This is a genomic window from Streptomyces sp. CRN 30 (genome assembly GCF_034105845.1).
Window position 1 is genome coordinate 29,485 of the sequence record NZ_JAVRHI010000394.1, and the last position, 13,309, is coordinate 42,793.

At 71.9% G+C, this 13,309-nt stretch carries 8 protein-coding genes; 3 read left to right on the top strand and 5 right to left on the bottom strand.

Annotated elements, in window-relative coordinates:
* Nucleotides 1–12 precede the first annotated feature (12 nt).
* From UW392_RS42585 to hisC, 5 genes are all read right to left on the bottom strand, one after another.
* Nucleotides 13–1,644, bottom strand: a complete 1,632-nt coding sequence (locus UW392_RS42585; protein ID WP_414497191.1) for a GAF domain-containing sensor histidine kinase — start codon at nt 1,642–1,644, stop codon at nt 13–15.
* A 42-nt stretch (nt 1,645–1,686) separates the two neighbouring features.
* On the bottom strand, nt 1,687–5,187 hold the full coding sequence (cydD, locus tag UW392_RS42590) for a thiol reductant ABC exporter subunit CydD (RefSeq protein ID WP_320780660.1): 3,501 nt from the start codon (nt 5,185–5,187) through the stop codon (nt 1,687–1,689).
* A 60-nt stretch (nt 5,188–5,247) separates the two neighbouring features.
* Entirely contained in the window at nt 5,248–6,252 is a 1,005-nt protein-coding gene (gene cydB / locus UW392_RS42595; RefSeq protein ID WP_320780661.1) for a cytochrome d ubiquinol oxidase subunit II, read from the bottom strand.
* A 21-nt stretch (nt 6,253–6,273) separates the two neighbouring features.
* On the bottom strand, nt 6,274–7,779 hold the full coding sequence (locus UW392_RS42600) for a cytochrome ubiquinol oxidase subunit I (protein ID WP_320780662.1): 1,506 nt from the start codon (nt 7,777–7,779) through the stop codon (nt 6,274–6,276).
* A 454-nt stretch (nt 7,780–8,233) separates the two neighbouring features.
* Nucleotides 8,234–9,319, bottom strand: coding sequence for a histidinol-phosphate transaminase (gene hisC / locus UW392_RS42605; RefSeq protein ID WP_320780663.1), 1,086 nt, complete (start codon nt 9,317–9,319; stop codon nt 8,234–8,236).
* Between the two features lie 401 nt (nt 9,320–9,720).
* On the opposite strand from hisC, the gene UW392_RS42610 reads away from it, so the two are divergent.
* From UW392_RS42610 to UW392_RS42620, 3 genes are all read left to right on the top strand, one after another.
* Nucleotides 9,721–10,833: a LacI family DNA-binding transcriptional regulator gene (locus UW392_RS42610; protein ID WP_320780664.1), complete on the top strand. Its 1,113-nt coding sequence runs from the start codon at nt 9,721–9,723 to the stop codon at nt 10,831–10,833.
* Between the two features lie 268 nt (nt 10,834–11,101).
* Nucleotides 11,102–12,193, top strand: coding sequence for a metallophosphoesterase (locus UW392_RS42615; RefSeq protein WP_320780665.1), 1,092 nt, complete (start codon nt 11,102–11,104; stop codon nt 12,191–12,193).
* A gap of 183 nt (nt 12,194–12,376) precedes the next feature.
* Complete coding sequence (locus tag UW392_RS42620; RefSeq protein WP_320780666.1) at nt 12,377–13,249, top strand: hypothetical protein; 873 nt, start codon at nt 12,377–12,379, stop codon at nt 13,247–13,249.
* Nucleotides 13,250–13,309: the final 60 nt, after the last annotated feature.

Sequence of the window (13,309 nt, forward strand, 5' to 3'; positions counted from 1 at the left end):
CAGTACAGCTCGTCAGTACGGCGCTTCCCAGACGATCGTCGTCCCCGCGCCGTCGGGGCCGATACCCGGGCCGGTCCGGCTGGTGCCGCCGAGCGACTGTGCGCGGCGCTCCAGGTTGCGCAGGCCGCTGCGCCGGCCGCCCTCGGGGAGGCCGACCCCGTCGTCGGCGACGGTCAGCCGGACGCCCGGCCGCCCGTCCGGGAGGGTCACCGTCGCGTCGACGACGACCTCCAGGCGCGTCGCCCCGGCGTGCCGGTAGGCGTTGGAGAGCGCCTCACGCAGGACGGCGAGGAGGTTCTTGCCGGTCGTGTCGCCGACCGCGCTGTCGACCGGTCCGACGCAGCGGTGCGCGGGGGCGAACCCCAGCGGCACGGCGGCCATGGTGACCTCCCGCCGGATGCGGATCGACAGCCCCGTGGGCGTCTCGGCGGGCTGCCGGAGCGCGAAGACCGCCGAGCGGATCTCCTGGATGGTGACGTCGAGTTCGTCGACGGCCCGGCCGACCCCCTCGCGCACCTCGGCGGCGGCCGCGTCGCGCCGGGCGCTCTCCAGCGTCGTCCCGGCCGTGAACAGCCGCTGGATGACGAGGTCGTGCAGGTCGCGGGCGATGCGGTCGCGGTCCTTCAGGACAGCGATCCGCTCCCGGTCGCGCTGTGCCTCGGCGGTCACCAGGGCGAGCGCCGCCTGGGCCGCGAACCGGTCGGCGAGCACCCGCTCGGTCCGTGTGAACGGCCGCTCCCCGCAGGCCCGGGGCATCACCAGCCCGCCGAGAACCCGTCCGTCGCTGCGCAACGGCAGCACCAGGGCGGGGCCGTAGCCACGGGCGGGCCCGGTGAGCAGCCGCGGGTCGGTGGCCGCGTCGTCGACGACCACGGACCGCCCGGCGAGCAACTCGACGACCAGTCCGCTCTCCGGTGGGATCACCGTGCCCAGGGGTACGCCGGGGTGCCGGGCGGCACGGGACTCCGCGCCGCGCTCGTCGGCGCCGGGCGCGGCGGGCGGCCGGTCCGCGACGGCGGCGATCTCCATGCCGCCCCCGTCGACCGGCAGCAGCACGATCCCGGTGACCGCTCCGGAGAGCCGGCGGGCCTGTTCCGCGACGACCTGGAGGGAGTCGTCGGCGTCGTCGCCGGAGAGGAGGGCCGTGGTGACGGCGACCGAGCCGTCGATCCACCGCTCCCGTTGCCGGGCGGACTCCTGCAGCCGCGCGTTGCGGACGGCCACGCCCGCCTCCATGGCGAGCACACGGGCCAGGGCACGGTCGTGGTCGTCGAACCGTGAGCCGTCGCGCTTGCCCGCCAGGCGCAGGGTGCCGAGCTCCTCTCCCCGTACCCGGACGGGGACCTCCAAGCGCGGCACAGCGGGCAGGTCCGCGGGGCGGGCCGCCGCCGGGTCCTCGCCGTCACCGTGGTGGACGAGGTGGGTGACTCTCTCCCCGTCCTCGGCGAGGATGCTCAGCCCCGCGTACCGGGCGCCGGCCAGGTCCGCCGCCGTCTCGCAGATCCGCCGCAGCGTGGTGCGCGGTTCCAGGCCGTCGCCGACGGAGCGCATCGCCTCCAGCAGCCGCGCCGTCCGCGTGGGCGGCTCCGCGGATGGCCCCGCGTCGGACGGCCGGGAACCGGGGGGAGGCGAGGTACCGGACATGCCCCGAGCGTAGTGAGCCCCTTTCCTCCCGGAAAGTCGGAGCTACCGGGCCGTCACCAGCAGATCCGAAGCAGACTCCCGCTCGGCCATCGCCCGCAGCGGTCCCGGCTCGGCCACCAGCTCCGCGAACGTGCCGCGCTGCGCGACCCGCCCCTCGTCCAGCACGACGACCTCGTCGACCGCGTCGAGCCCGGCGAGCCGGTGGGTGATGAGCAGCGTCGTACGCCCCTCGGTCGCGGCCAGCAGGTCGGCGGTGAGGGCGTCCGCGGTGGGCAGGTCGAGGTGTTCGGCGGGTTCGTCGAGCACGAGCACCGGGAAGTCGGCGAGCAGCGCGCGGGCCAGTGCCAGCCGCTGCCGCTGGCCGCCGGAGAGCCGTGCCCCGTGCTCCCCGACCAGGGTGTCGAGGCCGTCGGGGAGGCTGTCGGCCCAGTCGAGCAGCCGGGCCCGGCCGAGCGCGTCGCGCAGTTCCGTCTCCGTGGCGTCCTTCCTGGCCAGCAGCAGGTTCTCGCGCACCGAGCTGTCGAAGAGGTGGGCGTCCTGCGCGCACAGTCCGACGAGCCGGCGGACGTCGTCGGTGTCCAGGGCGCGGGCGTCCACCCCGGCCAGCGTGTACGAGCCCGCGTCCGGCTCCAGGAACCGCAGCAGTACCTGCGCCAGTGTCGTCTTGCCCGACCCGGACGCGCCGACCACGGCGATCCGGCGGCCCTGGTCCAGGGTCAGCTCCAGGCCGGCGAGGGCCTCCCGGTCCTGTCCCGGGTGGCGGGCCGCGAGGCCCTTGACGACGACCGGGAAGGGCGTGGCGGGCGCCGGGCGGGGCCGCTCCGGCTCCCGTACGGGCTCGGGGGCGTCGAGCACCTCGTACACGCGCTCCGCGCTGCGGCGCACCCGCTGCCGGTACTGCACGGCGAGCGGCAGGCCGAGGACGGCCTCGAACGCGGCGAGCGGGGTGAGGGCGACCACGGCCAGGGCGACGCCGTCGAGCCGGCCGTCGGCGACCGCCTGGACCCCGACGAGGGAGGCCGCCGCCACGGTGAGACCGGTGATCAGCGCGGTGAGTCCGTCGCCGAGCGCGGTGGCGGTGGCCGCCCGCGAGGCGATGCGGGTCAGCGTGTGGTCCGCGCGGCGCGCGTCGTCGGTACGGGCGGGCAGGGCTCCGGCCACGGTCAGTTCGGCGGTGCCGGTGAGCAGGTCGGTGACGCGGGTGGCGAGCGTGCCGCGGGCCGGGGCCAGCCTGCGCTCGGCCCGGCGGGCGACGGCTCCGGTGATCAGCGGGACGCCGACACCGGCGGCGAGCAGTCCCGCGGCGAGTACCGCGCCTGCCTCCGGCAGCAGCCAGGCGGTGAAGCCGACGGAGGCGGCCGAGACGACCAGCGCGGACCCGGCCGGCAGCAGCCAGCGCAGCCAGTAGTCCTGGAGCGCGTCGACGTCGGCGACGAGGCGCGACAGCAGGTCGCCGCGGCGGCGGTCACGCAGCCCGGCGGGGGCCAGCCGCTCCAGCCGCCGGTAGACGGCGACCCGGGTGTCGGCCAGCATGCGCAGGACGGCGTCGTGCGACACGAGCCGTTCGGCGTAGCGGAACACGGCCCGTCCGATGCCGAAGGCCCGCGTCGCCGTCACGGCCACCATCAGGTAGAGCACCGGCGGCTGCTGCGAGGCGCGCGAGATGAGCCATCCGGAGGTGGCCATCAGGCCGACGGCGCTGCCGAGCGCCAGACTGCCGAGCAGCAGCGCCAGGGCGAGCCGGCCGCTCCGGGCGGCGGACATCGCACGCACCCGGGCGAGGACGCGGCCACGGGGAGCGGCGACGGGCTCCGCCGGGCTCGGGTTCTCGGCCGCGGCGGCCGGGGCGTCGGGTGTCGTTCCGGCCGGCCGTGCCGTCGGCGTGCCCGCTCCGGTCAGCGCGGTGTGCTCCGGTTCGGGGAGCCGTACCACCCGGTCGGCGGCCTCCAGCAGCGCGGGCCGGTGGACCACGAGCAGGACCGTCCGTCCCGCCGCGAGCCGCCGTACCGCCGCCACGACCTCCGCCTCGGTCGCCCCGTCGAGGGCGGCCGTCGGCTCGTCCAGCAGCAGGACCGGCCGGTCGGCGAGGAACGCGCGGGCCAGCGCGAGCCGTTGGCGCTGGCCCGCGGAGAGTCCGGCGCCGTCCTCGCCGAGCACCGTCTCCGCGCCTTCGGGCAGCGCGTCGACGAAGGTCAGCGCCCCGGCGTCCCGCAGGGCCCGGCGCACGGCGGCGTCGTCGGCCTCGGGCCGGGCGAGCCGTACGTTCTCCGCGATGGTCGCGGCGTACAGGTGCGGGCGCTGGGGCACCCAGGCGACCCGGGCGTGCCACTCGGCGGGGTCCAGGCCGGCGAGGTCGGCGCCGCCGACGCGCACCCGGCCCTCCGCGGGCCGTACGAAGCCCAGGAGGACGTCGAGGAGCGTCGACTTGCCCGCTCCGCTCGGGCCGACGAGTGCCACCGTCTCCCCGGGCTCGACGGTGAAGCTCACTCCGGACACCGCGTCCGTCGCGCGGCCGGGGTGGCGGACCGTCACGTTCTCGAAGGCCAGGGCCTGCCGTGCGGGCACCGGGCTTGTGCCGGGCACCGGTGCGGGCGTCTCCAGCACCTCGAAGATCTCCTCGGCGGCGGCGAGCCCTTCGGCCGCCGCGTGGTACTGCGCCCCGACCTGCCGCAGCGGCAGATACGCCTCGGGCGCGAGCACCAGCACGACCAGTCCGTCGTAGAGGGCCATGTCACCGTGGACGAGCCGCATGCCGATCGTCACGGCGACCAGTGCCACCGAGAGCGTGGCGAGCAGTTCCAGGGCGAAGGACGACAGGAAGGCGATGCGGAGCGTCCGCAGCGTCGCCTGCCGGTAGTCGTCGGTGATGCGCTTGATCGACTCGGCCTGGGCCTTGGCCCGGCCGAAGACCTTCAGCGTCGGCAGGCCCGCGACGACGTCCAGGAAGTGCCCGGAGAGCCGGGACAGGAGCCGCCACTGGCGGTCCATACGGGACTGCGTGACCCAGCCGATCAGCGCCATGAAGAGCGGGATGAGGGGGAGCGTGACGACGATGATGGCCGCCGACACCCAGTCCTCGGTGACGATCCGGGCCAGCACCGCCACCGGGACGGCGACCGCGAGCCCCAGCTGCGGCAGATAGCGCGAGAAATAGTCGTCCAGGGCGTCGACGCCCCGGGTGGCGAGGGCGGTCAGCGAGCCGGTGCGCTGGCCGGAGAGCCAGCCGGGCCCCAGGGCGGTCGCCCGGTCCAGCAGCCGTCCGCGCAGTTCGGACTTGACCGCCGCGCCGGCTCGGTGTGCGGCCAGTTCGGTGAGCCACCCCACCAGGCCCCGACCGCAGGCGACGGCCACCAACCACAGCAGAGCAGTGCGGAGTTCGGCCACTGCCTGGCCGTCCTGGAAAGCGCCGACCACGACCTCGGCGATGAGCATCGCCTGGGCGATGACCAGCCCCGCGCCGACGGCACCGAGTCCGACGACGGCCATGAGGAAGAGCCGAGTGGTGCGGGCGTACCGCAGCAGACGTGGATCGATGGGTTTCACGTGAAACATGCCCTCCCGTCCCGAGGGGTGCGTTTCACGTGAAACGCACCCCGGCCGGACTCAGTGCGTGGCTTCGGCCAGGTGCTGCGTACCGATGCGCTTGCGGAACACCCAGTACGTCCATCCCTGGTAGAGCAGGACGACGGGGGTACCGATCACCGCCAGCCACGTCATGATCTTCAGCGTGTAGGGGCTGGACGAGGCGTTGGTGACGGTGAGGCTCCACTCCGCGTTCAGCGTGGACGGCATGACGTTCGGGAACAGCGTCAGGAACAGCATGGCCACTGCGGCCACGATGGTGACGCCGGACAGCGTGAACGACCATCCCTCGCGTCCGGCCTGGTTGGCCCCGAGTGCGGCGAGCAGTGCGGCGACCGCCACCACCAGCGCCACGAGGCTGGCGCCGTCACCGTGCTCCGCCTGCGTCCACACCAGGAAGACCAGTGCCAGGACGGCGGTGACCAGGCCGACGCGCAGCGCCAGCTTCCGTGCCCGCTCGCGGATCTCCCCGACCGTCTTGAGCGCGGTGAACACCGTGCCGTGGAAGGTGAACAGCGTCAGCGTGACCACTCCGCCGAGCAGCGCGTAGGGGTTGAGCAGCTCCCAGACGCTGCCGACGTACTCCATGTCCCGGTCGATCTTCACGCCGCCGACGATGTTGCCGAAGGCCACGCCCCACAGGAACGCGGGGATGAGCGAGGTCCAGAAGATCGCCGTCTCCCAGTTCCGCTGCCAGCGCTCCTCGGGCCGCTTCACCCGGTACTCGAAGGCCACACCCCGGACGATCAGGCACAGCAGGATGACCAGCAGCGGCAGGTAGAAGCCGGAGAACAGCGTGGCGTACCACTCGGGGAAGGCGGCGAAGGTGGCGCCGCCGGCCGTGAGAAGCCAGACCTCGTTGCCGTCCCAGACCGGGCCGATGGTGTTGATCAGCACCCGCTTCTCGGGACGGTCCCGGGCCAGCAGCTTCGTCAGGACACCGACCCCGAAGTCGAAGCCCTCCAGGAAGAAGTAGCCGGTCCACAGGAAGGCGATGAGGACGAACCAGACGTCGTGCAGTTCCATGACTGTGCAGCTCCCTTACGCCTAGTACGAGAAGGCCATCGGCTTGTCGGCGTCACGGGCGTCGCCGCCGATCTTCGTGGGCGGGTTGAGGTCGGCCTCGGTCAGCTCGGGCGGGCCGGCCTTGACGTACTTCACGAGCAGCTTTACCTCGACGACGGCCAGGACGGCGTAGAGCAGGGTGAAGGCAATCATCGAGATGAGCACCTCGGCCGTCGAGACACCGGGGGAGACCGCGTCGCGGGTCTGGAACAGGCCGTAGACGACCCACGGCTGACGGCCCATCTCGGTGAAGATCCAGCCCCAGGAGTTGGCGATCAGCGGGAAGGCCATCGTCCAGACGGACAGCAACCAGTACAGGCCGGTGAGCCGGGAACCGAGCGGCTTCTTCAGCAGCACCAGGTGCGGGACCTCGTCCTCACCGCTGCGCAGGGCGGCCGGCAGCATGAACTTCTTCCGCGTCAGCCACAGCCCGACCAGGCCGAGGGAGAAGGACGCCATCCCGAAGCCGATCATCCAGCGGAAGCCCCAGTAGGCCACGGGGACGATGGGCTTGTAGTCGCCGGGGCCGAACTTCTCCTGCTCCGCCTTGTTGGTGTCGTTGATGCCGGGCACGTACGAGTCGAAGTCGCTGTGGGCGAGGAAGGACAGCAGCCCGGGGATCTCCAGGGCGACCTTGTTGTGGCCCTCGTCGACGTCTCCGTAGGCGAAGACGGAGAAGGGGGCGGGTTCCTCGCCGTCCCACAGCGCCTCGGCCGCGGCCATCTTCATCGGCTGCTGCTCGTACATGACCTTGCCGAGGGTGTCGCCGCTGATCGCGGTGAGCAGGCCGCCGACGGCGAGCGTGACCAGGCCGAGGCGGAGCGAGGTCCGCATCACCGGGATGTGCTTCTTGCGCTTCAGGTGGAGGGCCGCGATGCCCACCATGAAGGCGCCACCGGTCAGGAACGCCGCGGAGAAGCTGTGGAACACCTGGTTGAGCGCGGTGTTCTGGGTGAGGACCTGCCAGAAGTCGGTGAGTTCGGCGCGGCCCTTCTCCTCGTTGATCCGGTAGCCGACGGGGTGCTGCATCCAGGAGTTGGCCGCGAGGATGAAGTACGCCGACAGCAGCGTCCCGATCGAGACCATCCATATACAGGCCAGGTGGATCTTCTTGGGCAGCTTGTCCCAGCCGAAGATCCACAGCCCGATGAAGGTGGACTCGAAGAAGAAGGCGATCAGGGCCTCGAAGGCCAGGGGGGCGCCGAAGATGTCACCGACGAACCGGGAGTAGTCGGACCAGTTCATGCCGAACTGGAACTCCTGGACGATGCCTGTGACGACGCCCATCGCGATGTTGATCAGGAAGAGCTTGCCCCAGAACTTCGTCGCCTGGAGGTACTTCTCCTTGCCCGTGCGCACCCAGGCGGTCTCCAGGCCGGCCGTGAGAGCGGCGAGCGAGATCGTCAGGGGAACGAACAGGAAGTGGTAGACGGTGGTGATGCCGAACTGCCAGCGCGCCAGCGTCTCCGGCGCCAGAGCCATGTCCACGTCGTCGCTCTCCTTACACCGCCGTGGTCAGCGGCATTTTGTGCGTGTATGACACACCCATACCGGGAGCGATCCGACACGCTTGTGAACGCGTTCACATTCACAAGCAATTATGACCTACTGCTTTTCGACGCCGGAAGGGGGGTCCCCTGTGACGTCAACCCCTCGCCCGGCCTTTTCTACGAACCGTTGAACCAGGAGCCGGGGACAGACGGCCTGTTCCACGTGAAACGGTGCACTTCACCGGCCTCGCAGCACGGTCCGGAGCCCCAGGCCACGGGCCCGAGCCCGCAGCCCGACGATCCGGGAGGCCGTGAAAAAAGGGACTCGCGGGGTGACCAACGCCACCCCGCGAGTCCCTGCGGTTCTCAGCCGCCCGACGCCACCTGCCCGGCGCCGTCTTGCTCCGCCTTGCTCTGTCCCGCTCTGTCCTACCCTGTCCTGCCGCGCCCCGCTACAGGTCCAAGCCCTTCCGGAACCCTTCCGCCGCCTTGAGGAAGATGTCGTTCGCCTCGCTCTCCCCCACGGTGACCCGGACGCCGTCGCCCGGGAACGGCCGGACCACCACACCGGCCCGCTCACACGTCTCCGCGAAGTCGACCGTCCGCTCCCCCAGCCGCAGCCACACGAAGTTGGCCTGTGTCTCCGGCACCGTCCAGCCCTGGGCCCGCAGCCCCTCCACCACGCGGGTGCGCTCACAGACCAGCGAGCCGACCCGCCCGAGCAGCTCGTCCTCGGCCCGCAGCGAGGCGATCGCCGCCTCCTGCGCGATCTGGCTCACGCCGAACGGCACCGCCGTCTTGCGCAGCGCCGCCGCCACCGGCTCGTGCGCGACGGCGAAACCGACCCGCAGCCCGGCGAGGCCGTACGCCTTGGAGAACGTCCGCAGCACGCAGACGTTGGGCCGCTCACGGTAGAGCTCGATGCCGTCCGGCACCCGGGGGTCGCGGATGAACTCGCGGTACGCCTCGTCCAGCACCACCAGAACGTCACCGGGCACCCGGTCGAGGAACCGTTCCAGCTCCTCCCGGCCCACCACGGTGCCGGTCGGGTTGTTCGGGTTGCAGACGAAGACCAGCCGTGTCCGCTCGGTGATCGCGTCGGCCATGGCGTCCAGGTCGTGGACGTCCCCCGGCGTCAGCGGCACCCGCACCGCCGTCGCACCGCTGATCTGCGTGATGATCGGGTACGCCTCGAAGGAGCGCCAGGCGTAGACGACCTCGTCACCGGGGCCCGCCGTCGCCTGGAGGAGCTGCTGGGCCACGCCCACCGAACCGGTACCGGTCGCCAGGTCGGAGACCGGGACGCCGAACCGGTCGGACAGCTCGTCCATCAGCCCCGTACAGGCCATGTCGGGGTAGCGGTTGAAGGAGCAGGCCGCCGCGGCGACGGTCTCCATCACTCCGGGCAGCGGCGGATAGGGGTTCTCGTTGGAGGACAGCTTGTAGGCCGCCGGCCCGTCCGCGGCCGCCGCCCTGCCCGGCCTGTAGGTGGGGATGCCTTCCAGCTCGGCGCGCAGCTTGGGGCTCGTCTCGCTCACCGCAGTCCTCCTCGTGGCCACCACCGGCATCGAATACTTCTCACCTTAAGAGGATTGGCCGCCGGTGCGTACAGAAGAGACCGGACCACATCAGTCACACTGACATCAGGGGCAACAGCACACGAAGGCGCACGATCCGTAGGGGCGGTCGCGCATATATCTACGCGCCGGTGGCTTGCGCCCTAGCGCGCATCCCCCGTAGAGGTGAGTTGAGACCTCTTCGCAACATCGGAGTCGAGGCAGGCCCGCACGCGCCGACACACAACGTACGCGGGTCGACAGGACTAACTGCCTTGTTTACGAAGGCATTTGACCCATGCCAGCCATGCAGAAACGTGCCTGTCAACGCGCGCATATGCGTCCGCCCTACCCGCCTGCATGAGCCCTACTATCGGCTCGCCATGACAGCAGCAGGGAAGCACCAGGTGAGCCGCGCGGAAACCTCACGTCGAGGCAGCCGGCCGGGCCGGGCAGGCATCAGGGACGTCGCCGCCGCCGCCGGAGTCTCCATCACGACCGTCTCCGATGCCCTCAACGGCAAGGGCAGGCTCCCGGATGCCACCCGACGCCATGTCCGTGAGGTGGCCGACCGGCTGGGCTACCGCCCGTCGGCCGCCGCCCGTACGCTCCGCACCGGCAAGTCGGGCCTCATCGGCCTCACCGTGACGACGTACGGGAATGAACCTTTCACCTTCACCGAGTTCGCCTACTTCGCCGAGATGGCGCGGGCCGCCACGTCGGCCGCGCTGGCCCGCGGCTATGCGCTGGTCATCCTCCCCGCCACCTCCCGCCACGACGTGTGGTCCAACGTCGCCCTGGACGGCACGGTGGTCATCGACCCCTCCGACCAGGACCCGGTGGTCGGGGAACTGGTCCGCCAGGGCCTGCCGGTCGTCTCCGACGGCCGCCCGGCCGGGACCCTCCCGGTCACCGCCTGGGTCGACAACGACCACGAGGCGGCCGTCCTCGGCATCCTCGACCACCTCGCCGACGCCGGGGCCCGCCGTATCGGCCTCCTCACCGGCACCACCACCGACACCTACACCCACCTGTCGACCACCGCGTACCTGCGCTGGTGCGAGCGCGTCGGCCAGGACCCGGTCTACGAGGCCTACCCCGCGCACGACCCGTGCGCGGGCGCCGTCGCCGCCGACCGGCTGCTCGCCCGCCCCGACCGCCCCGACGCCGTCTACGGCCTCTTCGACCCCAACGGCACCGACCTGCTCGCCGCCGCCCGCCGCTACGGCCTGCGCGTCCCCGACGACCTGCTGCTGGTCTGCTGCAGCGAGTCCACCGTGTACGCCACCACCGAGCCGCCCATCACCACCCTGTCGCTCAAACCGCGCCGCATCGGCACGGCCGTGGTGCAGCTGCTGATCGACGCCATCGAGAACGTCGAGTCGAACCAACCGGTCGAGCAGGTGATACCGACCGAATTGATCGTGCGCACTTCGTCACAGCGCCGCCCGCCGCGCACGACGGTCAGTCCGCCGCGGTCCCCCGAGGACGAATAGGGACCCGATCGCCGTACCGGCGGCGGGGGTTCCCCGTCGGCCGGCAAGGGCGACACCGGCGGGGAAGGACGGTCACGAGGTGACCATGAGGTGGACGGGACGCAGGCGCAGAGCGGGCCAATCGGGGCGAAAGCCGCGATGCGACGGGGTCCTGTTCCGATTCACCACCCCTGGGTCATCACACAGCGCGATCCGCATTCCTATGATGGGCCCACGACACCGCGGGCCGCTGCGACCAGGCAGTCCGAAGCGGTGCAGCAGCGGCGCGATGGTGGAGGGGTCGATGACTCAGGGGGCCGGTCAGGGACCCGACGTGGAGCGGACGGCGACGTTGCGCGACTTCCGGGTGCCCGCGTACGTCCACGAGACCGGTCCGTACGGACAGGGCCAGCACCCCGGCGACGCCGTCCCGCCGCACGAGGAGCCGCCCCCGGAGGGGTACACCCCCACCGAGCGCGACCTGCCCGTCATCCATCGGGGTGACACCGTCATGGTGCCCGTGGAGCCCGCCGCGGAGGCCGCGGAGCAGTCCGCCGCGGGACCTGGCCCGCTGTACGTCGTCGGCGACGTGCACGGCTACCTCGACGAGCTGGTGGCCGCCCTCCAGGAGCAGCACCTGATCGACGAGGCCGGGCAGTGGTGTGCCGGTACGGCCCGCCTGTGGTTCCTCGGTGACTTCACCGACCGCGGCCCGGACGGCATCGGCGTCATCGACCTGGTCATGCGCCTGTCCGCCGAGGCCGCCGCCGCCGGCGGCTACTGCAAGGCGCTGATGGGCAACCACGAGCTGCTGCTGCTCGGCGCGAAGCGGTTCGCCGACACCCCCGTCAACTCGGGCGCCGGCACCGCCACCTTCCAGGCGGCCTGGCTGCTCAACGGCGGCCAGAAGACCGACATGGACCGCCTCCAGGACCACCACCTGCAGTGGATGTCGCGGCTCGACGCCCTGGAGGAGGTCGACAGCCACCTCCTCGTGCACTCCGACACCACCGCCTACCTCGACTACGGCCGGTCCATCGAAGAGGTCAACGACACCGTCCACGACACCCTCACGCGCAACGACGCGGACGAGGTCTGGGACCTGTTCCGCAAGTTCACCAAGCGGTTCTCCTTCCGCGACGAGGGCGGCGCCGACGCGGCCCGCTCCCTGCTGGACACCTACGGCGGGACCCGCGTCGTGCACGGCCACAGCCCGATCCCGTACCTGCTCGGTGAAGTCGGCTCCGAAGACGGAGAGGGCGATTCCGGTCCGATCGTCGAAGGACCGCACGTCTACGCCGACGGACTCGCCATCGCGATGGACGGCGGCGTGACCATGGCCGGAAAACTGCTGGTCCAGCAACTGCCGCTGAACGACTGAGCGTTCACCGGAGCCGGCGGCGCCCCGACGGCGGGCGGACGGGCCCGCACCCAATTTCCGGAAACCCCCTGTCACCCCGCGCCGTCACCGCTCTACCATCGGCTTATCCGTAGCAGGCTCCCCTCCGTTTCTGCCCGACGGCTCGTTGGCATGCGAGCCCCAAGCCCTACGGAGCATCGGGGGATGCACATGAACAGCGTTCCGCAGCACCTGTCGAGTGAGGACCGCAAGGACTACGAGCGGGTCCTGGACGAGGCGCTGCGCTCCGCACCACACCGCCCGGAACTGGCCGCGATGGGACAGCGGCTCAACTCCGAACAACTGCGCACCATGGCGCTCAGCGCCACCGCACTGATCACCGCGGCAGCGGCGACCGAGTACCAGCACTACGTGAAGGTCCGCGAGGAGCTGCGCCAGCCGGCGCCGTCCGCCCCGCAGTCGTCCGTGCGCGAATCCAGCTCCACCGAGACGAGCGGCAACCCCATGGGTCTCGCCGCCACCATGGGCGAGGTCGCCGAGACAGCGGGGGCGGGCGCCGTCGCCGTCGTCGCGGTCCTGGCCCCCGTCCTGGCCGGCACCGCCGCCGCGATATTCCTGCTGGTCGGGTACGTCCTGAAGATGATCGACCCGGAGCAGGCGTTCGCCCGGACGCTGCTCACCACCGGCTGGGTCTTCGGCGGCGTCACCGCCGTCGCGATCCTGGTCGCCGCCGCCGGACTGCTGACGACTGCACTGCGCAACCGCCCCTCGGCGGAGGCGGTGTCGTACGGCGAACGCGACGGGGTGGTGCGACGGGCGAGGGATGCCTGGCACACGGCCCTGCTGGAGCAGGGCATCGTGCCGTTCCTGCGCGACGCGCTCGCCGACCCCGCCGCCGCGACGGCGACCGGCGGCACGGCGCCGTCAGAACCGTCCGGCCGCATCCCTCAGCTGGGGTACGGCCGTCCCGGGTTCTCCAGCCCGGACGACGGCACCACCGCCGGCCACCGCCCGAAGTACTCCAGCCCGGACTTCAGCAGCCCGGACTGGGGCGGCCCGGAGCACCAGCCAGAGTGACCACCGGTGCGCGCTCCCCGACGGGCGGGTCCCCGCCCCGGGGGAGCGCCACCGATGGCT

Bases quoted from the DNA above. Each gene is read 5' to 3' on its own strand.
- UW392_RS42585 (WP_414497191.1), bottom strand. From the start codon at position 1,644: ATGTCCGGTACCTCGCCTCCCCCCGGTTCCCGGCCGTCCGACGCGGGG.
- cydB (WP_320780661.1), bottom strand. From the start codon at position 6,252: ATGGAACTGCACGACGTCTGGTTCGTCCTCATCGCCTTCCTGTGGACC.
- UW392_RS42610 (WP_320780664.1), top strand. From the start codon at position 9,721: ATGACAGCAGCAGGGAAGCACCAGGTGAGCCGCGCGGAAACCTCACGT.
- UW392_RS42615 (WP_320780665.1), top strand. From the start codon at position 11,102: ATGGTGGAGGGGTCGATGACTCAGGGGGCCGGTCAGGGACCCGACGTG.
- UW392_RS42620 (WP_320780666.1), top strand. From the start codon at position 12,377: ATGCACATGAACAGCGTTCCGCAGCACCTGTCGAGTGAGGACCGCAAG.